The sequence below is a fragment of the Variovorax sp. 10N412 genome (genome assembly GCF_056394985.1).
Window position 1 is genome coordinate 63,876 of record NZ_JBFTIO010000009.1, and the last position, 22,207, is coordinate 86,082.

A 22,207-nucleotide genomic window follows, 5' to 3' on the forward strand; every position below is an offset into this window, starting at 1 on the left:
GCAGCCTGTTTCAGGCCTATTCGTCTGCGGGCGAAGGCTCCGTGGGTTCGATCGGCTCGGCCGCTGCAGCCGATGCGGCCGCGGGTGCTGCAGCCCCGTCGGGGTGCACCCAGCGCCACAGCAGCTCGGCCGCCTCGCCGACACCCTGCTTCTTCAGGGCCGAGAACAGTTTCACCTCACCGCCGCCGGCGTTGAGTCGCGTGATCGACAGCACCTTGGCGGCTTCGCTGCGCGTGAGCTTGTCGGACTTGGTCAGCAGCACCAGGAATTTCAGGCCCTGCTCCACGCGCGGGCGGATCACGTCGAGCAGGATCTCGTCGAGCTCGGTCAGGCCCTGGCGCGGGTCGCACATGAGCACCACACCGCGCAGGCTTTCGCGCGTCATCAGGTAGTTGCCCATCACACGCTGCCAGCGCAGCTTGGCTTCCTTGGGCACCGCTGCGTAGCCGTAGCCGGGCAGGTCGGCCAGCACGGCGTCATCGACCTTCTGCTTGCCGATGCCGAACAGGTTGATGTGCTGCGTGCGGCCCGGCGTCTTCGATGCGAAGGCCAGGCGCGTCTGCTGCGTGAGGGTGTTGATGGCGGTCGACTTGCCCGCGTTCGAGCGGCCAACGAAGGCGATCTCGGGCAGGTCGACAGGGGGCAGGTGTTCCAGCTGAGGAGCGCTGGTGAGGAAGTGGGCGGTGTGCAACCAGCCCAGTGCCACGCGCTCGCGTTCGGCGACCTGGGGGTCCGCGGCGGGAGCCGCGCGGGAAGGATAGGCAGCGGGCTTGGCGCGCGGGGAGGGCATCTACGGACTTTCTAAACAAGACCCCCATTGTAGAATCGTGAGGTTTTGCGCCAATAAATTCGAAGCGAAGCCCCCGATATGAAGTTGTTTGCCAATATTCTGCTTGCAGCCCTCGTCGGCATCGCATGCAGCACGAGTTTTGCAGCCGATGAGCACGCGGCAACGCCAGGAGCGGCAAGTGCGGCCGCCGCGGCCCCTGCAAAGCCGACCAAGCCGGACCCTGCCAAGGGGGACACGTTGTTCAACGCGACGCCGGCCAACAGCCAGAGCTGCGCGTCGTGCCACAACGCAGACGGCAACTCCGCCATTGCGGCAAACCCCAAGCTGGCGCAACAGCATCCCGAATACATCCTCAAGCAGTTGGAAGAGTTCAAGTCCGGCAAGCGCAAGAGCGCAATCATGAAGCCGCTGGCTTCCGCGCTGTCCGAGGAAGACATGCGCAACATCGCCTGGTTCGTGGGCTCGAAGAAGGTCAAGCCGGGCTTCTCGAAGGACAAGGACACCCTCGCGATGGGCGAGAAGATCTACCGCGGCGGCATCGGCGAGCGCCAGATCCCGGCCTGCGCAGGTTGCCACAGCCCGAACGGCGCCGGCATTCCTGCCCAATACCCGCGCCTGGGTGGACAGAACGCCGAGTACACCGTGGCCCAGCTCACCGCCTTCCGCGACAACGTGCGCCTGAACAGCGCACCCATGACCGGCGTTGCCGCCAAGCTCAACGACCGTGAAATCCGGGCCGTGGCCGACTACATTGCCGGTCTGCGTTGATGACGACGCGCGTTCGAGCGTGAACTAACCGCCGACAACAACCCCAAACAAAGGGCGGGCCGATCCAGGAGGATGGCCCGCCCTTTTGCTTTTTTCTTCCTTTCCTTCATTCCTCTCGCCCCGATGTCCGTCTCCACACATGGCCTTCGCGTTCGTCGCGGCCCGCAAATGCTTCGCGCTGCGGTGGAGCTGTTTTCGTCGATGCGCTTCGCCATTGCGCTGCTCACCGTCATCTGCATCGCGTCGATCATCGGCACGGTGCTCAAGCAGCACGAGCCGATCAACAACTACATCAACCAGTTCGGTCCGTTCTGGGCCGCGCTGTTCCGCGCGGCGAAGCTCGACGCGGTGTATGGCGCCTGGTGGTTCCTGCTGATCCTGCTGTTCCTGGTGATCAGCACCACGCTGTGCATCGCGCGCAACACGCCGCGCATCCTGGCCGACCTGAAGACCTTCAAGGAAGACATTCGCGCGCAGAGCCTGAAGGCCTTCGGCCAGCGCGCGGAGAGCCGCCTCGGCGAAACGCCCGAAGCCGCAGCCAACCGCATCGGGCAACTGCTGGTGAGCGGCGGCTGGAAGGTCAAGCTGCAGCAGCGCGAGGCCACCGACGGCAGCCGTGCGACCTCGGCGGGCTGGATGGTCGCGGCGCGCGCCGGCGGCGCGCACAAGCTGGGCTACATCGCGGCCCACAGCGCCATCGTGCTGGTGTGCATCGGCGGGCTGCTCGACGGCGACCTCATGGTGCGCGCGCAAACCTGGTTCAACGGCAAGAGCGTGTTCACCGGCGGCGGCATGATCGCCGACGTGCCGCCGCAGTACCGGCTGTCCGCCAGCAACCCGACCTTTCGCGGCAACATCCTCGTGCCCGAAGGCGGGCAGGGCAGCGTGGCCATCCTGAACCAGGCCGACGGCGTGCTGCTGCAGGAGCTGCCGTTTTCCATCGAGCTGAAGAAGTTCATCGTCGATTACTACTCGACCGGCATGCCCAAGCTCTTTGCGAGCGAGGTGGTGCTGCACGACCGCGAAACCGGCGAAGCCGTGCCCGCGCGCATCGAGGTCAACCACCCGGCCAGCTACAAGGGCGTGGAAATCTACCAGTCCAGCTTCGACGACGGTGGCTCCAAGGTGAAGCTCAAGGCAGTGCCGATGGCGGCCGCAGCCAAGCCCTTCGAGGTCGAAGGCGTCATCGGCGGCCCGAGCACCGAGATCACCAACGGCAAGGACAAGCTCACGCTCGAGTACGCCGCGCTGCGCGTGATCAACGTGGAAAACTTCGCCGACGCGGGCGCGCTGACGAGCGGCGCCGACGTGCGCAAGGTCGACCTGCGCCACGACATCGAGTCGCGCCTGGGCGCGGCCAACAAGGTCAACAAGCCGAAGGTGCTGCGCAACATCGGCCCGAGCATCGGCTACAAGCTGCGCGACGCCGCCGGCCAGGCGCGCGAGTACCAGAACTACATGGTGCCGGTCGACACCGGCGACGGCCAGCCCGTGTTCCTGCTGGGGATGCGCGAGAAGCCCGAAGACCCGTTCCGGTACCTGCGCGTGCCGGCCGACGATCAGGGCTCGATGGACGGTTTCGTGCGCATGCGCGCCGCGCTCGGCGATGCCGACACCCGCACCAGGGCCATCGAGCGCTACATCGCCAAGGCGAGCGACGCCAAGCGCCCCGAGATGGCCGAGCAGCTGCGCGTCTCGGCCACGCGCGCGCTGGCACTGTTCGCGGGCAGCGAGCGCGCCAAGGCCGACGCCACCACCGTGGGCGGCTGGCAGGCGATTGCCGAGTTCATGGAAGTCAACGTGCCCGAGGCCGAGCGCGAGCGCGCCGGCGGCGTGCTGGTGCGCATCCTGAACGACGTGCTGTTCGAGGTGCTCAACCTGAGCCGCGAAGGCGCCGGCCTGGCCGCGTTGCCCAACGACGAGAAATCGCAGGCCTACCTGACGCAAGCCGTGCTGGCCATCAGCGACGCGCACTTCTACCCGGCCCCGGTCGCGATGATGATGACCGACTTCACCCAGGTGCAAGCCAGCGTGTTCCAGGTGGCGCGCGCGCCCGGCAAGAATGTGGTGTATCTGGGCTGCCTGTTGCTGATCATCGGAATTTTTGCCATGCTGTACGTTCGCGAGCGCCGCCTCTGGGTGTGGCTCACACCCGACGGCACGGCCTCCGGAGACACACGCACCGCCGCCACGATGGCCTTCTCGGTCAATCGCAAGACCATCGACAGCGATCGCGAATTCGAGCACCTCAAGCACAAGCTGCTCGCACTGGACAAAGAACAAACGGCGACACCATGAATACCACGACCCTCACGCTCAATGAAAGCTGGCTCTCGCGCCGCAACCTGTTCGACTGGGTTTTCGCGGCGCTGGTGCTGGCCGGCGGCTTGTTCGCGTTCACGCGCTACGCGGGGTCGATGGACTACTACGAGAAGCCGATCCTTGCCGCCGCACTGATCGCGATGATCTCCATCGGCTGGTTCTGGCGGCCGTTGCGCGTGCTGGCCCTCGTGGTGGCCGCCGCTTCGCTGCTGGCCATCAGCTCCTACCAGGGCGACCTGGCCCGGGCCGACACGGTGTTCTGGCTCAAGTACTTCCTGTCGAGCCAGTCCGCCATTCTCTGGATGAGCGTGCTGTTCTTCATGAGCACGCTGTTCTACTGGCTCGGCTTCTTCGTCGGCAAGCAGGCCGACACCTTCGACGCGATCGGCTCGCGCCTGGCCTGGGCGGCGGTGACGATGGCGCTGATCGGCACCATGGTGCGCTGGTACGAAAGCCACCAGCTCGGCCCGGACATCGGCCATATCCCGGTGAGCAACCTGTACGAGGTGTTCGTGCTGTTCTGCTGGCTGACGGCCGCGTTCTATCTGTACTTCGAAGAGCGCTACAACACGCGCGCGCTGGGCGCCTTCGTGATGCTGGTGGTGAGCGCCGCGGTCGGCTTTTTGCTCTGGTACACGATCGTGCGCGAGGCGCATGAAATCCAGCCGCTGGTGCCCGCGTTGCAGAGCTGGTGGATGAAGCTGCACGTGCCCGCCAACTTCATCGGCTACGGCACCTTCTCGCTCGCGGCCATGGTGGCCTTCGCCTACCTCATCAAGGAGCAGGCCGACGAAAAGCGCTGGTACAAGCTCACGCCGATCTGGCTGCTGGGCGTGGCGCTGTGCTTCGTGCCGGTGGCGTTCCGCCAGCGCGTGCAGGAAGCCGGTGGCAGCTATTGGGTGATCTACGCGGGCATCTCGGCGCTGATCGCGGCGGGCATCCTGCTCGGGCGCAAGCGCATCGCGGCGCGTCTGCCGGCCAACGAGGTGCTCGACGATGTCATGTACAAGTCGATCACCGTCGGCTTCGCCTTCTTCACCATCGCCACCGTGCTGGGCGCCTTGTGGGCCGCCGATGCATGGGGCGGCTACTGGAGCTGGGACCCGAAGGAAACCTGGGCGCTGATCGTCTGGCTCAATTACGCGGCCTGGCTGCACATGCGGCTCGTGAAGGGCCTGCGCGGCACCGTGGCGGCCTGGTGGGCGCTGGGCGGCCTGGCGGTCACGACCTTCGCTTTCCTGGGCGTGAACATGTTCCTGAGCGGCCTGCACAGCTACGGCACCCTGTAGGCGCAGGCCCGCGGGCTTTCGCGAAGAATTGAAACCACGCGCCGCGATGGCGCGTAACCAAAACAGGGGCAGTCACGAACTACCCTGAGCATCACGATTCACGCGAAAGGCCTGTCATGTCGTTCCATCCCCGCCCGATCCGTCGCTCCAGCAGCAACGACGGCTTCATTCACCCGCTGTCGAGCGAAATCACGCCGCGTGCCGAATACGAAAGCCGGCGCGACCTGCTCAAGCTCATGGCGGGCGGTGCGGCAGGCGCGGCGCTGGCGGCTTTCGCGTCGCGCGAAGCCTGGGCACAGACCGAACGTCCCAACAAGCTCGCGCCGCTGCCGGGCGCCAAGTCGACGGTGCCCGGTGCCATCTCGATGGACAAGCTCACCGACTACAAGGACGCGTCGACCTACAACAACTTCTACGAGTTTGGTACCGACAAGGCCGATCCGGCCAAGAACGCGGGCACGCTGAAGACGCGGCCCTGGACCGTCGAGGTCGAGGGGCTGGTCAAGAAGCCGGGCAAGTACGGCATCGAAGACCTGCTCAAGCTCAGCGCGCAGGAAGAACGCATCTACCGCCTGCGCTGCGTCGAAGGCTGGTCGATGGTCATTCCGTGGGTCGGCTATTCGCTGGCCGAGCTCATCAAGAAGGTCGAGCCGCAGGGCAATGCCAAGTTCGTCGAGTTCGTGACGCTGGCCGACCCCAAGACCATGCCCTTCGTGGGCTCGCGCGTGCTCGACTGGCCCTACACCGAGGGCCTGCGCATGGACGAGGCGATGCACCCCCTCACGCTGCTGTCCTTCGGCATGTACGGCGAGGTGCTGCCCAACCAGAACGGCGCGCCGGTGCGCCTGGTGGTGCCATGGAAGTACGGCTTCAAGTCGGCCAAGTCGATCGTGAAGATCCGCTTCGTCGAGAAGGAGCCGAGCACCGCTTGGAACAAGGCGGCGGCCAACGAGTACGGCTTCTATTCGAACGTGAACCCCAACGTCGATCATCCGCGCTGGAGCCAGGCCACCGAGCGGCGCATCGGCGACGGCGGCGGGCTGTTCGCCAAGCGGCGCAAGACCGAGATGTTCAATGGCTACGAAGCCCAGGTCGGCCAGCTGTATGCGGGCATGGACCTGAAGAAGAACTTCTGAACCCGCGCGCCACGCGCTCGCCGCTCCCATGAACAAGCTGCTCATGCATCCGGCGACCAAGCCGGTCATCTTCCTGCTGTGCCTGCTGCCGTTCGCACGGCTGGCCTACGGCGCGTTCACCGACGGGCTCGGCGCCAACCCGGCCGAGTTCCTGATTCGCGCCACCGGCGACTGGACGCTGCGCTTCATCTGTGTCGTGCTGGCGGTGACGCCGCTGCGCGTGATCAGCAAATGGAACGCGCTCGCGCGCTACCGCCGCATGCTGGGCCTGTTCGCGTACTTCTACGTGGTGCTGCACCTGCTGTGCTACAGCTGGTTCGACATGGGTTTCGAGTGGGGTGACATCGCCAAGGACATCGCGAAGCGGCCGTTCATCCTGGTGGGCTTCTCGGCCTTCCTGCTGCTGACGCCGCTGGCCGCCACGTCGTTCAATCGCGCGATCAAGGCGATGGGCGCCAAGCGCTGGCAGATGCTGCACAAGCTCGTCTATGTGATCGCGGGGCTCGGCCTGTTGCACTTCTTCTGGATGCGTGCGGGCAAGAACAACTTCGCGGAAGTGTTCATCTATGTCGCGATCATCGGGGTGCTGCTGGCCTGGCGCGTGTGGAATTTCGCGAGCAAGCGCAGCAAGGCCAGGCAGTCTGCGGCCGGCGTGGCGCGCAGCAGCGAGAAGCCGCTGCGCACCGGCTGATGACGGCGCTCAGCCGTCGATTTCCGCGCGCAGCTGGTCTTCCATCGTCTCGCGACGGCGGATCAGCGTAGCGGTGGCGCCGCTCACCAGCACCTCGGCGGCACGGCCGCGCGTGTTGTAGTTGCTGGACATGCTCATGCAGTACGCGCCCGCCGACAGCACGGCCAGCATGTCGCCCGCCACCACGTTGAGCGCGCGGTCGCGGCCGATCCAGTCGCCGCTTTCGCAGACCGGGCCGACCACGTCGTAGGTCGGTGCATCGCCGGCGCGCGTGCGCAGCGGCACGATGCGCTGGAAGGCCTGGTACATCGCGGGGCGCGGCAGGTCGTTCATGGCCGCATCGACGATGCAGAAGTTCTTGTCTTCGCCAGGCTTGGTGTACAGCACCTCGGTCACGCACACGCCGGCGTTGCCGACCAGCGAGCGGCCGGGCTCGATGACGAGCTTGCGCTGGCCGAAGCCGCGCGCGTCGAGCTTGGCGAGCAGCTGCAGCCAGAGGTCATCGGCCTTGGGCGGCACTTCGCCGTTGTAGTCGATGCCCAGGCCGCCGCCGAAGTCCAGGTGATGGATCTGCACACCGGCCGCTTCGATGGCCTCGACCAGGTCCAGCATCCGGTCGCAGGTGTCGAGGTAGGGCGACGCTTCGGTGATCTGCGAGCCGATGTGGCAGTCGATGCCGACCACTTCCAGGCCGGGCAGCCTCGCGGCGTGGCGGTACGCCTCGACCGCGCGGTCGTGCGCAATGCCGAACTTGTTGCCCTTCAGGCCGGTGGAGATGTACGGGTGCGTCTTCGGATCGACGTTCGGGTTGATGCGAATGCTGATGGGCGCGCGGCGGCCTTCAGCCAGCGCCACTTCGTTGAGCACGTCGAGCTCGGCTTCGCTCTCGACGTTGAAGCAGGCGATGCCGGCCGCGAGGGCCTGGCGCATTTCTGCGCGGGTCTTGCCGACGCCGGAGAAGATGATCTTCTTCGGATCGGCGCCCACGGCCAGCACGCGCGACAGTTCGCCGCCCGAGACGATGTCGAAGCCGCAGCCGGCCTGCGCGAACACGCGCAGCACGCCGAGCGACGAGTTGGCCTTCATCGCGTAGCAGATCAGGGCATCCCGGCCTTCGAAGCCGCGCTGGTAGGCCGCCAGGGCGTCCAGCATCCATTGCTTGGAGTAAACGAAAAGAGGGGTGCCGTGCTCGCGGGCCAGTGCGTCGAGCGCGAGACCCTCGATGTGCAGCGCGCCGTCGCGCTGGGCGATGTGCGGGTGGCCAGGGAGGGCGGCAGACGTGACGGTGCCGGTCATTTCCGGGTCCCCGTGTTGCTGCTGCTGCCGGCCGGCGCGCTGGCACCGGCGGCCGGTGCACTCGCGGCTGCAGCCGGTGCGGGCGCCGCCTCGCTGGAGGACGAGGACCTCAGGCTCTCGGGCGTCATGAGCTGCGGCAAGGTGGCCCGCTGGGCGGCCGCGGGATCGGTCGGCAGGTACAGCGCACCGCGCTGTCCGCAGGCGACCAGTCCGGTGGCGGCTGCGACGAGGCAGACCATGAGCGCAGCGCGGGGGCGGGTGCTCACTAGAATTTGGCGAACATTCAACATAGCGAAATTGTAATGACCGACATTGAGTACATGGACCGCGCCGAAGCTGCGCTTGCCGCCATCGAGCGCGGTTGCGACAGCATCAACGACGCGAGCGACGTCGACCTCGACAACCAGCGGGTCGGCGGGATGATCACGATTTCATTCCAGAACGGCAGCCAGTTGATCGTGAACCTGCAGAAACCCCTGCAGGAAATCTGGCTGGCCGCGCGTTCGGGCGGCTACCACTATCGCCATGACGGCCGGGCCTGGGTCGACACCAAGACCGGCGAGGAGTTCTTCGGCAACCTGTCGCGCGAAGCGACTCTGCAAGCCGGGCAGCCGCTGGTGTTCGCGGCTGCCTGATTCATCTTCCTCAGTTCCTGAACAGGTCGAGGATGCGGTTGCGCTCCTCGGGCGGAGGCTGCGGGCTCACCGGCGCGCCCGTGAGGCTCTCTACCGGCGCCACAGGGGCAGAGGATTCGACGCCCAGGCTGGCCACGCCGCGGCCCGGTGCGTAGTCGTCGTAGTACCACTCGCCGCCGACGCTCACGATGCCTGAAGGCGGGTTGGCCGACAGCTCGGTCACAGGCACTCCCTTGATGGCGGTTTCCATGTAGTTGATCCAGATCGGCAGGCTCAGGCCGCCGCCGGTTTCGCGGTCGCCCAGGTTGCGCGGCGTGTCGTAGCCGATCCACGAGATGGCCGTCATGGTCGGCTGGAAGCCGGCGAACCACGCATCGAGCGAGTCGTTGGTGGTGCCGGTCTTGCCGTACAGGTCGGGGCGCTTGAGCATGGCCTGCGCCTTGGCGGCGGTACCGGCACGGGCCACGGAGTTCAGCAGCGTGTCCATGATGAAGGCGTTGCGCTGCGGAATGGCACGCGCCGCCTCGTTGAGCAGCGTCGGCTGCTTGTCGACCAGCAGCTTGTCCTTGTGGTCGGTGATGCGGGTCACGAGGTACGGATTGACGCGGTAGCCGCCGTTGGCGAACACCGAGTAGCCCACGGCCATCTGCATCGGCGTGACCGCGCCCGCACCGAGCGCCATCGGCAGGTAAGCCGGGTGCTTGTCCTTGTCGAAGCCGAAGTTGGTGATCCAGTCCTGCGCATAGCGCGTGCCGATGGACTGCAGGATGCGGATCGACACGAGGTTCTTCGACTTCATCAGCGCGGTGCGCATCGACATCGGGCCGTCGTAGCCGCCGCCGTAGTTCTTCGGTTCCCAGGGCTGGCCGCCGGTGGTGGCGGCATCGAAGAAGAGCGGGCCGTCGTTGATGACGGTGGCGGGCGTGAAGCCCTTTTCGAGCGCCGCGGAGTAGATGAAGGGCTTGAAACTCGACCCCGGCTGGCGCCAGGCCTGCGTCACGTGGTTGAACTTGTTCTTGCCGAAGTCGAAGCCGCCAACCAGCGCCTTGATGGCGCCGTCGCGCGGGTCCATCGCGACGAATGCGCCCTCGACCTCGGGCAACTGCGTGATTTCCCAGGTGTTCTTCGGCGTCTTGACCACGCGGATCACCGCGCCGCGACGGATCTTGATGTTGGGCGGGGCCTTGTCGGACAGGCCGGACTGCGCGGGCTTGAGGCCTTCGCCCGTGATCTGCACCGCGTCGCCGTTGGCGCGCACGGCGTCGATCTGCTTGGCCGTGGCCTTGAGCACCACGGCAGCCATCACGTCACCGTTGTCCGGGTGGTCGCTCAACGCATCGTCCACCGCTTCGTCGACTTCCTTGGCGTCGGCGGGCAGGTCGACGAACTTCTCGGGGCCGCGATAGATCTGGCGGCGCTCGTAGTCCATGATGCCCTTGCGCAGTGCCTTGTAGGCTGCAGCCTGGTCGGCCGCCACCAGCGAGGTGTAGACCTTCAGGCCGCGCGTGTAGGTGCTGTCGCCGTACTGCGTGTACATGAGTTGACGCACGGTTTCGGCCACGTACTCGGCGTGCAGCCGGTTCGGGTCGGCGGCGTCGCGCAGGTGCAGTTCCTCCTTCTTCGCTTCGCCTGCCTGCTCGGCAGTGATGAATCCGGCTTCCTGCATGCGGTCGATCACATAGAACTGGCGACCGCGCGCGCGCTGGGGGTTGTTCACCGGGTTGTTCGCGCCGGGCGCCTTCGGCAGCCCCGCGAGCATCGCGGCCTGCGCGATCGTGAGTTCCTGCAGCGGCTTGCCGAAATAGGCCTCCGAGGCGGCGGCAAAACCGTAGGCCCGGTTGCCCAGGTAGATCTGGTTCAGGTAGATCTCGAAGATCTGGTCCTTGCTGAGCAGGTGCTCCAGCTTGAAGGTCAGCAGCACTTCGTAGATCTTGCGGGTCAGCGTCTTTTCAGAACTGAGGTAGACGTTGCGCGCCACCTGCATCGTGATGGTCGAGGCGCCCTGGCTCTTCACGCGGTTCAGGTTCGCCAGGCCCGCGCGGACCATGCCCTTGTAGTCCACGCCGCCGTGGTCGTAGAAGCGCGAGTCTTCCGCCGCGAGCACTGCGTCCTTGACCACCTTGGGAATCGCCGAGATCGGCGTGAGGTTGCGGCGCTCCTCGCCGAACTCGCCGATCAGAACGCCCTCGGACGAGAACACCCGCAACGGCAGCTTGGGCCGGTAGTCGGAGAGCTCGGAGATGTCCGGCAGATTTGGATACGCGACCGCCAGGGCCACCGCCACCACGCACAGCACCGACAGCAAGCCGGCTGCAGCAATGCCGAATCCCCAAAAGAAAAGGCGCAAAAGCCATTTCAGCCAGGTCGGGCGTCGAGGGGGAGGGGTCTTGGCTGGCCCTTTGGGGCTGGATGTTTCTTGCATGAGGGGCCGGAGAGTCACCGAACATTATAAAAAGCCGCCTCCTTCCCACCATCTGTTCTTTGCCGACCTTGCATCGGCCTAATTCAAAAGTTACAAAATGCGCATTTGCCGTCAGGTTTTGACAACGATTATTGGTTTTGCTCCGCGGCGTTGCTTGGTAGGTGCTACGCCTGCTGCTAGCATGCAACCGAACGCAAGTTTTTCTATTGGTTACAAATACAGGGGATAGAGGGACCTACCTTGGCTGCTCTTGGATCATTGTTTCGTCGTCAGAATGCTCCCTTGCTTGGGCTGGATGTCAGTTCGTCCAGTGTCAAGCTGGTAGAGCTCGGCCGTGAGGCCAGCGGCAAGCTGGTTCTGGAACGCTGTGCCATCGAACCCCTGGAGCGTGGCTGGATCACGGACGGCAACGTCGAGAAGTTCGACGAAGTTGCGGAAGCTGTCCGCCGTGTGGTTCGCAAAAGCGGTACGCGCACCCGCAATGTCGCGCTCGCGCTGCCGCCCTCGGCGGTGATCACCAAGAAGATCATTCTTCCAGGCGGCATGAGCGAACAGGAACTCGAGATTCAGGTCGAGTCCGAGGCCAACCAGTACATCCCTTTCTCGCTGGACGAAGTCAGCCTCGACTTCTGCGTCACGGGCCCGAGCAGCAGTTCGCCCGGCGATGTGGAGGTGTTGATAGCCGCTTCCCGCAAGGAAAAGGTCCAGGACCGTGAAGGCTTGGCGGAAGCTGCCGGCTTGAAGGCGATGATCCTCGACGTCGAGTCCTATGCATCGCGCCTGGCGACGGCCCGACTGATCGAACAACTGCCCGGCAAGGGGACCGACGCCATCGTGGCGCTGTTCGAAGTGGGTGCTTTCACCACCAGCATGCAGGTGCTGCGCAACCAGGAAGTGCTGTACGACCGCGACCAGGCCTTCGGTGGCGCGCAACTGACGCAGCTCATCGTGCGCCAGTACGGTTTTTCCGCCGAAGAGGCCGAGGCCAAGAAGCGCAGCGGCGACCTGCCGGACGACTACGGTTCCGGCGTGCTCAAGCCCTTCGTGGAAAGCATTGCGCAGGAAATCGCGCGTGCGCTCCAGTTCTTCTTCACCAGCACGCCGCACAACCGCGTGGACTACGTGTTGCTCGCAGGCGGCTCGGCATCGTTGCCGGGCTTGACCAATGCCGTGACCCGGCAGACCTCGTTCGCCTGCTCGCTGCTCAATCCCTTCGACGGCATGGACTTCAGTTCGAACATTCGCGAAAAGAAGGTCCGGCGCGAGGCGCCTTCCTATCTGACCTCCTGCGGTCTGGCCATGCGGAGGTTCCTGCAGTGATCCTCATCAACCTGCTTCCGCACCGCGAAGCCGCGCGCAAGAAGCGCCGCGAGGCGTTCTACGGCACTCTGGGCGCCTCGGCCGTGCTCGGCCTGCTGATCGCCGGGCTGGGTTACCTTTGGTTCGAGGCGCAAATCTCCGGGCAGCAATCGAAGAACAGCTTTCTCCAGGCCGAAATCAAGAAGCTCGAGGTCGAGATCAAGGAAATTTCGACGCTGCAGGAAGAAATCGCAGCCCTGCGCGCGCGCCAACTGGCGGTCGAAGACCTGCAAGGTGACCGCAACCTGCCGGTTCACCTGCTCAATGAACTGGTGCGGCAATTGCCCGACGGCGTCTACCTGACGAGCATGAAGCAGGACAACCAGACCATCACGCTGCAAGGCATGGCGCAGTCGAACGAGCGGGTCTCGGAACTGCTGCGCAACCTGGGCAACAACAGTCCCTGGCTGGTGAAGCCGGAGTTGGTCGAAATCACCTCGGCCAACGTCAACCTGACCCAGCGCGACCAGCGTCGCGTGGCCAACTTCACCATGCGCATCGGTCTGAAGCGACCCACCGACGCGCAGAAGGCTGCTGCCGACAAAGCATTGGCTGCAGCCGCGCAGTCCAAGGGGTAATCGATCATGGCAAGCAATCGCCCCTCCCAGAAAGTAGATGTCGCCGCGGCGCTGCGCCGTTTCGGCGACCAGTTCCGCGGACTCAATCCGAACGATCCGTCGATGTGGCCAACGGTGCCCCGCTACGCGCTGTGCGTGGCTGTGACGGCACTGGTGCTGGTCGCCCTGTGGTTTGTCTGGCTGACCAATTCGAATGACGAACTGGAAGGCGAGCGCGCCAAGGAAGTCACGCTCAAGGCCGACTACTCGAAGAAGGTGGCGCAAGCCGCCAACCTCGAACTGCTGAAGAAGCAGCGCGAGCAGGTGCAGCAGTACGTGACCCTGCTCGAGAAGCAACTGCCCAGCAAGGCGGAAATGGACGCGCTGCTGTCGGACATCAACCAGGCGGGCCTCGGCCGCAGCCTGCAGTTCGAGTTGTTCCGTCCGGGCCAGGTGTCGGTCAAGGACTACTACGCCGAGCTGCCGATCGCCGTGCGCGTTACCGGGCGCTATCACGACATGGGCGCCTTCGTGGCCGACGTGGCGGCCCTGTCGCGCATCGTGACGCTGAACAACATCACCGTCACGCCGCAGAAGGACAAGGACATGCTGACGATGGACACCACCGCACGCACCTTCCGCTACCTTGACGACGACGAGCGGGCGGCACAGAAGCGCGCCGCCGTGGCGAAGGAGAAAAAGAAGTGAAGGTTGCCGCCAAGATTCTCTGCGTGGCGCTGGCTGGCGCCGCGCTGAGCGCGTGCGAGTCAGACCAGGGTGAGACGCAGCGCTGGATGGCCGAACAGCGTGCGCAGGTCAAGCCTTCGGTGGCGCCGATCACGGCGCCCAAGAAATTCACGCCGCAGGTGTACACCGAGGCCTCGTCCTTCGAGCCGTTCAACATCCTGAAGCTCACTCAGGCGCTGCGCCGCGATTCGAATCAGCCGAGCACCTCGGAGCTGATCGCGCCCGAACTGGCGCGCCGCAAGGAGCCATTGGAAGCCTTTCCGCTCGACTCGATGACGATGGTCGGGAGCATGGATCGCAACAAGCAGCCTGTGGCGCTGATCCGTGTGGACAAGCTGCTGTACAAGGTGCGCGTTGGCGAATACCTGGGACTCAACTACGGGCGTATCACCCTCATCAATGAGACCGAAGTCGGCTTGCGCGAGATCGTACAGGACGCCGCCGGTGAATGGATCGAACGCGTTGCGACGCTGCAGCTGCAAGAGAGAGCGAAATGAACCAAGAAAAATCAAAGATGGCTCGATGGCTGCGCGCTGCCGGCCTGGGTCTGCTGGCCTTCGGCGCATTGGCCGTGGCCCATGCACAAAACGCCATCGAGGCAGTGACCAGTTCGACCCAATCGGGTGCGGAAGTGATCCGCATCGATCTCGCACAGCCGCTTGCGGCCGCGCCCGCGGGGTTTGCCGTCCAGACGCCTGCGCGTATCGCACTTGATTTCCCCGGTGTCACGAATGCGATCGGCCGCTCCGCCATCGAAGTGAACCAAGGCAACCTGCGTTCGGTGAATGTGGTTCAGGCGGGCGACCGCAGCCGCGTGGTGTTGAACCTGAAGCAAGCCACGGCCTACAAGACCGAGATCCAGGGCAAGTCGCTGCTGGTCATTCTCGAACCGGCGGCGGGCACCGCGCTGGCCGCATCCAATGCGACCACGTTCGCAGAAAATCGCAACCGCGACACTTTGCCGTTGCGCGATGTGGACTTTCGCCTTGGCAAGGACAGCACCGGCCGCGTGATCGTCGATCTTGCGAACAACCAAGTCGGCGTCGATGTGAAGCAGCAAGGCAAGAACCTCGTCGTGGAATTCACCAAGTCGACGCTGCCTGAAGGCCTGCGTCGCCGTCTCGATGTGTCCGATTTCGGCACCCCGGTCCAGCTGATCACCTCGCAACAATCGGGCGACCGCGTCCGCATGACGATCGAGGGCAAGGGCGAGTGGGAGCACAGCGCGTACCAGAGCGAGAACCAGTTCGTGGTCGAGATGCGGGCTCGCAAGGTCGACCCGACGAAGCTGACGCAAGGCGTGGGCTACAACGGCGAGAAGCTGTCGCTCAACTTCCAGAACATCGAGATCCGCTCGCTGCTGCAGGTGATCGCCGACTTCACGAACTTCAACATCGTGACGTCGGACTCGGTCACCGGCGCGCTGACGCTGCGGTTGAAGGATGTGCCGTGGGACCAGGCGCTCGACATCATCATGCAGGCCAAGAACCTGGGCATGCGCAAGAACGGCAGCGTGCTGTGGATCGCACCGAAGGACGAACTCAACGCCAAGGAAAAGCTCGAGTTCGAGGCCAAGGCAGCCATCGAGAATCTGGAGCCGCTGCGCACGCAGTCGTTCCAGCTGAACTACACCAAGGCCCTGGTGATCGCGCAAGGCTTGACCGGCTCGGGCGCCTCGGCGGGTGGCGGTGGCGGTGGCGGTGGTGGCAACACGAGCCGCATCCTGAGCCCTCGTGGCAGCGTGATCGCCGAATCGCGTACGAACCAGCTGTTCGTGTCCGACATTCCGTCGCGTCTTGCTCAGGTTTCCGACTTGATCCAGAAGCTCGACATCCCGGTTCGCCAGGTGTTGATCGAGGCGCGCATCGTCGAGGCGTCAGACACCTTCGGCAAGTCGCTGGGCGTGAGACTCGGTGGCGGCATCTCCGGCGAGCGCTTTGCGTCGTCGGCGGGCAACCGTGCCTTCGCCACCGTCGGTGGAGTACCCAGTACAGGTACCACGGGCACCGCGTTCACCAATTCCAACTTCATCAACTTGCCAGCGGGCGATGCAGGCGGTACAGGCAACTCGGCAGGCGCCTTCGCGATCTCGCTCTTCAATTCGAGCTTCTCGCGCATGCTGAACCTCGAAATCTCGGCGCTCGAGGCCGATGGCAAGGGCAAGCTGGTCTCCAGCCCCCGCGTAATCACCGCCGACCAGACCAAGGCGCTGATCGAGCAGGGCGAGGAAATTCCCTACCAGCAGGCGACGTCCAGCGGTGCGACCTCCATCTCGTTCCGCAAGGCGGTGCTGAAGCTCGAAGTGACGCCGCAGATCACGCCTGAAGGCAACATCATCCTGACGCTGGACGTGAGCAAGGACGCACGCGGCGTGAACACGTCGGCAGGTCCCGCCATCAACACCAAGCACGTGCAAACCGAGGTGCTGGTCGAGAACGGCGGCACGGTCGTCATCGGTGGTATCTTCGAACTCACCGAAACCAATGACGAATCGCGCGTGCCGGTGCTGGGTGAAGTGCCCTACCTGGGGGCACTGTTCCGCAAGCGCGAACGCGTTGCAAACAAGACCGAAATGCTCGTCTTTATCACTCCGAAGATGATTACCGACCGCAACGCCGCGCGCTGACGCGCGGGCGTAGCAGCTACCGCGTGGCGGTCGCACTCGTCGGGTTGCCCGGCGCCGGAAAATCTGCAGTGGGCCGGCGCCTGGGGATGCGGCTGGACCTTCCTTTCATCGACACCGATCACGTGATCGAGCAGCGCATCGGCTGTTCGATCCGTGATTTTTTCGATCGTGAAGGCGAGGTTGCCTTCCGCGACCTTGAGCAAGACGTCATCGCCGACCTGGCGGCCAACGCCCAGGGCGTGCTGGCCACCGGCGGCGGGGCGGTGCTGCGCGATGCCAACCGCAACCAGCTGCGCAATCACTTTCACGTGATCTACCTGCGCTCCTCCCCCGAAGACCTGTTCCGGCGCCTGCGTCACGACGTCAAGCGTCCCTTGCTGCAGGTGGCCGATCCGCTGGGCCGCCTGCGGGAGCTGCATGACGCGCGCGACCCGTTCTACCGGGAAACCGCGCACGACGTGGTCGACACAGGCCGTCCGTCCATCGCCATGCTGGTGAACATCATCGTCATGCAGCTCGAACTGGCCGGCATCGTCGAGCCCGGAGCCCATCCCGAAGAGCCCGCCGCCTGAGCCGGCCCTGGCCGCAGCGCCTAAACTCGCTGCCATGTCCCTGTCCGTACTTTCCGCCCCGCCAGAACGCGTCGACATCCAGCTCGGCGACCGCCGCTATCCCATCCTGATCGGTGCCGGTCTGCTGGACGACCCCGAGAGCTTCGCCGTCGCGCCTGCAGCCGCTTCCGCCCTGATCGTCAGCAACACCACGGTGGCGCCGCTCTACGCGAAGGCACTGCAAGCCGCCCTCGCGGGGCGTTTCCGCACGGTTCACCTGCTCGAGCTGCCCGACGGCGAAGTTCACAAGAACCTGCAGACGCTGAACCTGATCTTCGACGCCCTGCTGGGCCACGGCAGCGACCGCAAGACGGTGATGTTCGCGCTCGGCGGTGGCGTGGTGGGCGACATGACCGGCTTCGCCGCTGCCAGCTACATGCGCGGCGTGCCGTTCATCCAGGTGCCAACCACGCTGCTGGCGCAGGTCGACTCTTCGGTGGGCGGCAAGACGGCCATCAATCACCCGCTGGGCAAGAACATGATCGGCGCGTTCTACCAGCCGCAGCTCGTGGTATGCGACCTGGGCACGCTGCAGACCCTGCCGCCGCGCGAACTGAGCGCCGGCCTCGCCGAGGTCATCAAGTACGGCCCGATCCACGACATGGCCTTCTTCGACTGGATCGAGGCGAACATCGACGCGCTGGTGGCGCGCGACCCCGCCGCGCTGGCCTACGCCGTCAAGCGCAGCTGCGAGATCAAGGCGTTGGTGGTCGGACAGGACGAGCGCGAGACCGGCCTGCGCGCCATTCTCAATTTCGGCCACACCTTCGGCCATGCGATCGAGTCGGGCCTGGGCTACGGCGAATGGCTTCACGGCGAGGGCGTCGGCTGCGGCATGGTCATGGCAGCGCACCTGTCGCAGCGCCTCGGCGGCGTGGACGCGGCCTTCGTCGAGCGGCTCACGCGCCTGATCCAGCGTGCCGGCCTGCCGACCGTCGGCCCGGCGCTGGGGGCCGAGCGCTACCTGCAGCTGATGCGCGTCGACAAGAAGTCCGAAGCCGGCGAAATCCGCTTCGTGGTGATCGACAGGCCCGGCTCCGCCGTGGTCCGCAGCGCGCCGGATGCGCTGGTGCGCGAAGTGCTCGCGCAGTGCTGCGAGGGATGAGTCTCGCGGCCTATGCCTGCCACCCCGCGCAGTCGCGCGGCCGTCGGCATGCCGAGCCGCCCGCGCCCACGCGCGATGTGTTCCAGCGCGACCGCGACCGCATCGTGCATTCGACGGCCTTCCGCCGGCTGGTCTACAAGACGCAGGTCTTCCTGAACCACGAAGGCGACCTGTTTCGCACCCGGCTCACGCATTCGCTGGAAGTCGCCCAACTGGGCCGTTCCATTGCGCGCGCCCTGCACATCAACGAAGACCTGGTCGAGGCGATCGCGCTGGCGCACGACCTGGGCCACACGCCGTTCGGACACGCGGGGCAGGATGCGCTCAATGCCTGCATGGCCGGTCACGGCGGCTTCGAGCACAACCTGCAGAGCCTGCGCGTGGTCGATGCGCTGGAGCACCGCTACCCGCAGTACGACGGGCTGAACCTCAGCTTCGAGACCCGCGAGGGCATCCTCAAGCATTGCTCGCGCGCGAACGCCGAGAAGCTCGAAGCCGCGGAGCCTCACGGCGTGGCCCGGCGCTTTCTGGACCGCACGCAGCCGGGCCTCGAAGCCCAGCTGTGCAACCTGGCCGATGCCATCGCCTACAACGCCCACGACATCGACGATGGCGTGCGCTCGGGCCTCATCAGCGTCGAGCAGCTGTCCGACGTGGCGCTGTTCGAGCGCTACCGCCGCGAGGCGCTCGCCGAGCACCCGCAATTGAAGGGCCGCCGCGTGCTCTACGAGACCATCCGTCGCATGCTGAGCGCGCAGGTCTACGACGTGATCGACGCAACCCGCGCTGCGCTCGAGGCGCTCGGACCGGCCGATGCCGATGCGGTGCGCCAGGCAGCACCCATCGTTGCATTCACCGATGCCATGCAGGCGGAATCGGAAGACCTGAAGCGCTTTCTCTTTCGCAACCTCTACCGCCATCCCCAGGTCACGCAGACCACCGACCAGGCGCAGGCCGTGGTGCGCGAGCTGTTCGACGCCTACCTCGCGCGCAGCGCCGAAATGCCCGAAGGCTACGCCGAACGCGACGACCGGCACCGCGCGGTGGCCGACTACATCGCGGGCATGACCGACCGGTTCGCCATGCGCGAGCACGAACGGCTCACGGGCCGCCGGGGCATCGCGTGAGCCCTGCCGCGCCTGCGTCCATGCGGCCGCGCGTGCCGGCCGCCGCCTTTGCCGTGCTCCTGGGCGGCGTCAGCGGCGCTTTGCACCTGGGCAAGCTGCCGCCGGCCGTGCCCGCGCTGCAGGCGTCGCTGGGCATCGGCCTGGTGGAGGCCGGATTCCTGCTGTCGCTCGTGCAGGTGGCGAGCATGACGCTCGGCTTGGCCGCAGGCCTGGCGGCCGACACCATCGGCCTGCGCCGCAGCATGCTCACCGGGCTGGGCGTGCTGACGGTGGCCAGCCTGCTGGGCGGCGGGGTCGGCGTCGGCGCGCTGGGCGGCACGCACGCCGTGGCGTGGTTGCTGGCGCTGCGGGCGGTCGAGGGCATCGGTTTTCTGCTGGCCGTGATGCCGGGGCCCGGACTCATCCGCGCGCTCACGCCGCCGGGGGCCGACAAGGCCGCGCTGGGCCTGTGGGGCGCCTACATGCCGCTGGGCGTGGCGCTCGCGCTGCTGCTCGGGCCGGCCCTGATCGCGTGGGGCGGCTGGGCCGACTGGTGGTGGGCGCTGTCGCTGGTCTCGGCGTTGGCCGCGCTGTGGGTGTGGCTGGCGGTGCCGGCCGACCGGCTGAGGCCGGCGGCTCCGGGCAACGCGTCGATCGGCTGGCCGTCGCGCCTGCGCGCCACGGTCGGCGCCCGCGCGCCCTGGCTGGTCGGCCTGACCTTTGCCGTGTACTCGGCCCAGTGGATGGCGGTGATCGGCTTCCTGCCCGCCATCTACGCAGGCGCCGGCGTGCCCGCCGCCTGGAACGCGGTGCTGACCGCGCTGGCCGCCGCCATGAACATCGTCGGCAACATCGCCGGCGGCCGCTGGCTGCAGCGCGGCGTGGCACCGCAGCGGCTGCTGCAGCTCGGTTTCCTGACGATGGCGCTGGGCGGCGTGGCGGCCTTCGCGCAACTGGGGCAGGGCACCGACGCCCTGAGCCTGCCGCCGGTGCTGCGCTACATCGCCGTCTGCGCGTTCTCGCTGGGCGGCGGGATGGTGCCGGCCACGCTGTTCTTTCTCGGGGTGCGGCTGGCGCCGGGGCCTTCCACCGTCTCGACGACGATCGGCCTCATGCAGCAGGCCTCCTCGCTCGGCCAGTTCCTGGCGCCGCCGGCGGTGGCGTGGGTGGCGCACCGCGCCGGCGGCTGGCACTGGACGTGGACGGCCACGCTGGCCTGCTCGCTGGCCGGCATGGCGCTCGCGCGGCGCCTGGGACGGATTCGCCCTGCGGCGGAGATGGCATGAGCGGCCCGGCGACAATCGACGCCCTTCAGGCCGAAGCCGACATGCGGCGCTGGCTAGAGCGCGCGGTGATCGGCCTGAACCTGTGCCCGTTCGCGAAAGCCGTTCACGTGAAGGGGCAGATCCACTACGCCGTGTGCGAGAGCGCCGAACAGGCCGACCTGATGGACGCGCTCCTGTCCCAAGCCCAAGACCTCGCGGCACTCGACGCCGCCCAGCGCGACACCACCCTTTTGATAGCACCGAACACCTTGGCCGACTTCCTGGACTTCAACGATTTCACGGCGCGTGCCGAACGCCAGCTGGCGCGTGCCGGCTACGACGGCGTGTTCCAGCTGGCGAGCTTTCATCCGCAGTTCCAGTTCGCCGGCACCGAAGCCGACGACATCGGCAACGCCACCAACCGCGCGCCGTACCCCACGCTGCACCTGCTGCGCGAAGACAGCGTGGACCGCGCGGTCGAAGCCTTCCCCGACGCGGAAGCGATCTTCGAACGCAACATCGACACCCTGCAGGCGCTGGGCCCGCAAGGCTGGGCCGCGCTGGACGTCGGCCCCGGGAGTGCCAAGGCATGAACACCAAACTCGCAGCGCAAGCACCCCGGACGAACAAGGCCGCCAAGGCCGACGCGGAACTGGCCGAAGTGCTCAAGCCGGGCCAGTCCGTCGAACTGCTCAAGGAGCTGCACATCCTCACCCGCGAGGGCCGGCTCAACCAGGACTCGCGGCGCAAGCTCAAGCAGGTCTACCACCTGTTCCAGTTCATCGAGCAGTTGCTGCGCGAACTGCCGCAAGAGGGCGCGGGCGCCACGCTGGCCGACCACGGCGCGGGCAAGTCGTACCTGGGTTTCATCATCTACGACCTGTTCTTCCGCGCGCGGCAGGGCGGGGGGCATGTCTACGGCATCGAGACGCGCAGCGAGCTGGTCGAGCGCTCGCGCGCATTGGCGCAGCGCCTGGGCTTCGAGCGCATGTCCTTCCTCAACCTCACGGTGGCCGAGTCGGCCCAGGCGGGCGAGCTGCCGGGGCAGATCGACGTGGTCACCGCGCTGCACGCCTGCGACACCGCGACCGACGACGCCATTGCCTTCGGCCTCGCGAAGAAGGCCCGCTGCATGGTGCTGGTGCCCTGCTGCCAGGCCGAAGTGGCGGCCTGCTTGCGCGAAACGAAGGCGCTTGCCTTGTCGCGCACGCCGCTGGCCGAGCTGTGGCGCCATCCGCTGCACACGCGCGAAATCGGCAGCCAGCTGACCAACGTGCTGCGTTGCCTGTACCTCGAAGCCAATGGCTACAGCGTCACGGTCACCGAGCTGGTGGGCTGGGAGCACAGCATGAAGAACGAACTGATCCTGGCGCGCTACACGGGCCAGCGCAAGGCCAGCGCGGCCACGCGGCTGCGCGAGCTGCTCGCGCAGTTCGGGCTCGACACGCTGGGCGACACGCGCTTTCGCCTGGCCTGAGCGCC

At 66.2% G+C, this 22,207-nt stretch carries 21 protein-coding genes; 17 read left to right on the top strand and 4 right to left on the bottom strand.

Annotated elements, in window-relative coordinates; genetic code table 11:
* Positions 1 to 16: 16 nt before the first annotated feature.
* Positions 17 to 790: a ribosome biogenesis GTP-binding protein YihA/YsxC gene (gene yihA, locus AC1DJH_RS21040; RefSeq protein ID WP_472117191.1), complete on the bottom strand. Its 774-nt coding sequence runs from the start codon at positions 788 to 790 to the stop codon at positions 17 to 19.
* A gap of 78 nt (positions 791 to 868) precedes the next feature.
* Here yihA and AC1DJH_RS21045 point away from each other — a divergent pair, with 78 nt between their 5' ends.
* The 5 genes from AC1DJH_RS21045 (at position 869) to AC1DJH_RS21065 (ending at position 6,996) form a co-directional block, all read left to right on the top strand.
* Entirely contained in the window at positions 869 to 1,558 is a 690-nt protein-coding gene (locus tag AC1DJH_RS21045) for a c-type cytochrome (RefSeq protein WP_472117188.1), read from the top strand.
* A gap of 123 nt (positions 1,559 to 1,681) precedes the next feature.
* Complete coding sequence (locus tag AC1DJH_RS21050) at positions 1,682 to 3,856, top strand: cytochrome c biogenesis protein ResB (RefSeq protein ID WP_478187036.1); 2,175 nt, start codon at positions 1,682 to 1,684, stop codon at positions 3,854 to 3,856.
* Positions 3,853 to 5,169, top strand: coding sequence for a c-type cytochrome biogenesis protein CcsB (gene ccsB, locus AC1DJH_RS21055; RefSeq protein ID WP_478187037.1), 1,317 nt, complete (start codon positions 3,853 to 3,855; stop codon positions 5,167 to 5,169). Before AC1DJH_RS21050 ends, ccsB begins: the two co-directional genes overlap by 4 nt.
* A gap of 116 nt (positions 5,170 to 5,285) precedes the next feature.
* Positions 5,286 to 6,305 (top strand): protein-methionine-sulfoxide reductase catalytic subunit MsrP, encoded by a 1,020-nt coding sequence (msrP, locus tag AC1DJH_RS21060; RefSeq protein WP_478187038.1) that lies wholly within the window; start codon positions 5,286 to 5,288, stop codon positions 6,303 to 6,305.
* 28 nt (positions 6,306 to 6,333) lie between these two features.
* Positions 6,334 to 6,996 (top strand): protein-methionine-sulfoxide reductase heme-binding subunit MsrQ, encoded by a 663-nt coding sequence (locus AC1DJH_RS21065; RefSeq protein ID WP_478187039.1) that lies wholly within the window; start codon positions 6,334 to 6,336, stop codon positions 6,994 to 6,996.
* A gap of 9 nt (positions 6,997 to 7,005) precedes the next feature.
* On the opposite strand, the gene lysA is transcribed toward AC1DJH_RS21065, so the two are convergent.
* Together lysA and lptM are read right to left on the bottom strand one after the other, a co-directional pair.
* Positions 7,006 to 8,292, bottom strand: a complete 1,287-nt coding sequence (gene lysA / locus AC1DJH_RS21070; protein WP_478187040.1) for a diaminopimelate decarboxylase — start codon at positions 8,290 to 8,292, stop codon at positions 7,006 to 7,008.
* Positions 8,289 to 8,558 (bottom strand): LPS translocon maturation chaperone LptM, encoded by a 270-nt coding sequence (gene lptM, locus AC1DJH_RS21075; RefSeq protein WP_472117176.1) that lies wholly within the window; start codon positions 8,556 to 8,558, stop codon positions 8,289 to 8,291. The genes lysA and lptM overlap by 4 nt, the downstream gene beginning before the upstream one ends.
* Positions 8,559 to 8,594: 36 nt before the next feature.
* Between lptM and cyaY the strand changes: the two genes are divergently transcribed.
* Positions 8,595 to 8,927, top strand: coding sequence for an iron donor protein CyaY (gene cyaY, locus AC1DJH_RS21080; RefSeq protein ID WP_478187041.1), 333 nt, complete (start codon positions 8,595 to 8,597; stop codon positions 8,925 to 8,927).
* A 10-nt stretch (positions 8,928 to 8,937) separates the two neighbouring features.
* Here the strand turns inward: cyaY and AC1DJH_RS21085 are convergent, their stop codons facing one another.
* Positions 8,938 to 11,349: a penicillin-binding protein 1A gene (locus AC1DJH_RS21085; protein WP_478187042.1), complete on the bottom strand. Its 2,412-nt coding sequence runs from the start codon at positions 11,347 to 11,349 to the stop codon at positions 8,938 to 8,940.
* A gap of 240 nt (positions 11,350 to 11,589) precedes the next feature.
* Between AC1DJH_RS21085 and AC1DJH_RS21090 the strand changes: the two genes are divergently transcribed.
* From AC1DJH_RS21090 to AC1DJH_RS21140, 11 genes are read left to right on the top strand one after another with little or no spacing between them, the layout of a single operon-like run.
* A complete protein-coding gene (locus AC1DJH_RS21090) occupies positions 11,590 to 12,669 on the top strand; it encodes a pilus assembly protein PilM (protein ID WP_435441402.1) in 1,080 nt (359 codons plus the stop codon).
* Positions 12,666 to 13,286, top strand: coding sequence for a PilN domain-containing protein (locus AC1DJH_RS21095; RefSeq protein WP_478187043.1), 621 nt, complete (start codon positions 12,666 to 12,668; stop codon positions 13,284 to 13,286). Before AC1DJH_RS21090 ends, AC1DJH_RS21095 begins: the two co-directional genes overlap by 4 nt.
* Before the next feature lie 6 nt (positions 13,287 to 13,292).
* A complete protein-coding gene (locus AC1DJH_RS21100) occupies positions 13,293 to 13,973 on the top strand; it encodes a type IV pilus inner membrane component PilO (protein WP_478187044.1) in 681 nt (226 codons plus the stop codon).
* Positions 13,970 to 14,509 (top strand): pilus assembly protein PilP, encoded by a 540-nt coding sequence (locus AC1DJH_RS21105; RefSeq protein ID WP_472117165.1) that lies wholly within the window; start codon positions 13,970 to 13,972, stop codon positions 14,507 to 14,509. The genes AC1DJH_RS21100 and AC1DJH_RS21105 overlap by 4 nt, the downstream gene beginning before the upstream one ends.
* Positions 14,506 to 16,638 (top strand): type IV pilus secretin PilQ, encoded by a 2,133-nt coding sequence (locus AC1DJH_RS21110; protein ID WP_472117162.1) that lies wholly within the window; start codon positions 14,506 to 14,508, stop codon positions 16,636 to 16,638. Before AC1DJH_RS21105 ends, AC1DJH_RS21110 begins: the two co-directional genes overlap by 4 nt.
* A 23-nt stretch (positions 16,639 to 16,661) precedes the next feature.
* Positions 16,662 to 17,210 carry a shikimate kinase gene (locus AC1DJH_RS21115; protein WP_478187045.1) on the top strand — a complete coding sequence of 183 codons (549 nt, stop codon included), beginning with the start codon at positions 16,662 to 16,664 and terminating at the stop codon, positions 17,208 to 17,210.
* A 34-nt stretch (positions 17,211 to 17,244) separates the two neighbouring features.
* Positions 17,245 to 18,354 (top strand): 3-dehydroquinate synthase, encoded by a 1,110-nt coding sequence (gene aroB, locus AC1DJH_RS21120; RefSeq protein ID WP_478187046.1) that lies wholly within the window; start codon positions 17,245 to 17,247, stop codon positions 18,352 to 18,354.
* On the top strand, positions 18,351 to 19,481 hold the full coding sequence (locus AC1DJH_RS21125) for a deoxyguanosinetriphosphate triphosphohydrolase (protein ID WP_478187047.1): 1,131 nt from the start codon (positions 18,351 to 18,353) through the stop codon (positions 19,479 to 19,481). Before aroB ends, AC1DJH_RS21125 begins: the two co-directional genes overlap by 4 nt.
* A 20-nt stretch (positions 19,482 to 19,501) precedes the next feature.
* A complete protein-coding gene (locus AC1DJH_RS21130) occupies positions 19,502 to 20,746 on the top strand; it encodes an MFS transporter (RefSeq protein ID WP_478187122.1) in 1,245 nt (414 codons plus the stop codon).
* The gene (locus tag AC1DJH_RS21135; protein WP_478187048.1) at positions 20,743 to 21,318 is read left to right on the top strand and encodes a DUF1415 domain-containing protein; all 576 of its coding nucleotides are present in this window, start codon (positions 20,743 to 20,745) and stop codon (positions 21,316 to 21,318) included. The genes AC1DJH_RS21130 and AC1DJH_RS21135 overlap by 4 nt, the downstream gene beginning before the upstream one ends.
* Positions 21,315 to 22,202 (top strand): class I SAM-dependent methyltransferase, encoded by an 888-nt coding sequence (locus AC1DJH_RS21140; protein ID WP_478187049.1) that lies wholly within the window; start codon positions 21,315 to 21,317, stop codon positions 22,200 to 22,202. The genes AC1DJH_RS21135 and AC1DJH_RS21140 overlap by 4 nt, the downstream gene beginning before the upstream one ends.
* Positions 22,203 to 22,207 lie beyond the last annotated feature (5 nt).

Coding starts and splice junctions, on each gene's coding strand:
- yihA (WP_472117191.1), bottom strand. CDS start 790: ATGCCCTCCCCGCGCGCCAAGCCCGCTGCCTATCCTTCCCGCGCGGCT.
- AC1DJH_RS21045 (WP_472117188.1), top strand. CDS start 869: ATGAAGTTGTTTGCCAATATTCTGCTTGCAGCCCTCGTCGGCATCGCA.
- AC1DJH_RS21050 (WP_478187036.1), top strand. CDS start 1,682: ATGTCCGTCTCCACACATGGCCTTCGCGTTCGTCGCGGCCCGCAAATG.
- ccsB (WP_478187037.1), top strand. CDS start 3,853: ATGAATACCACGACCCTCACGCTCAATGAAAGCTGGCTCTCGCGCCGC.
- msrP (WP_478187038.1), top strand. CDS start 5,286: ATGTCGTTCCATCCCCGCCCGATCCGTCGCTCCAGCAGCAACGACGGC.
- AC1DJH_RS21065 (WP_478187039.1), top strand. CDS start 6,334: ATGAACAAGCTGCTCATGCATCCGGCGACCAAGCCGGTCATCTTCCTG.
- lysA (WP_478187040.1), bottom strand. CDS start 8,292: ATGACCGGCACCGTCACGTCTGCCGCCCTCCCTGGCCACCCGCACATC.
- cyaY (WP_478187041.1), top strand. CDS start 8,595: ATGACCGACATTGAGTACATGGACCGCGCCGAAGCTGCGCTTGCCGCC.
- AC1DJH_RS21085 (WP_478187042.1), bottom strand. CDS start 11,349: ATGCAAGAAACATCCAGCCCCAAAGGGCCAGCCAAGACCCCTCCCCCT.
- AC1DJH_RS21100 (WP_478187044.1), top strand. CDS start 13,293: ATGGCAAGCAATCGCCCCTCCCAGAAAGTAGATGTCGCCGCGGCGCTG.
- AC1DJH_RS21110 (WP_472117162.1), top strand. CDS start 14,506: ATGAACCAAGAAAAATCAAAGATGGCTCGATGGCTGCGCGCTGCCGGC.
- aroB (WP_478187046.1), top strand. CDS start 17,245: ATGTCCCTGTCCGTACTTTCCGCCCCGCCAGAACGCGTCGACATCCAG.
- AC1DJH_RS21125 (WP_478187047.1), top strand. CDS start 18,351: ATGAGTCTCGCGGCCTATGCCTGCCACCCCGCGCAGTCGCGCGGCCGT.
- AC1DJH_RS21130 (WP_478187122.1), top strand. CDS start 19,502: ATGCGGCCGCGCGTGCCGGCCGCCGCCTTTGCCGTGCTCCTGGGCGGC.
- AC1DJH_RS21135 (WP_478187048.1), top strand. CDS start 20,743: ATGAGCGGCCCGGCGACAATCGACGCCCTTCAGGCCGAAGCCGACATG.
- AC1DJH_RS21140 (WP_478187049.1), top strand. CDS start 21,315: ATGAACACCAAACTCGCAGCGCAAGCACCCCGGACGAACAAGGCCGCC.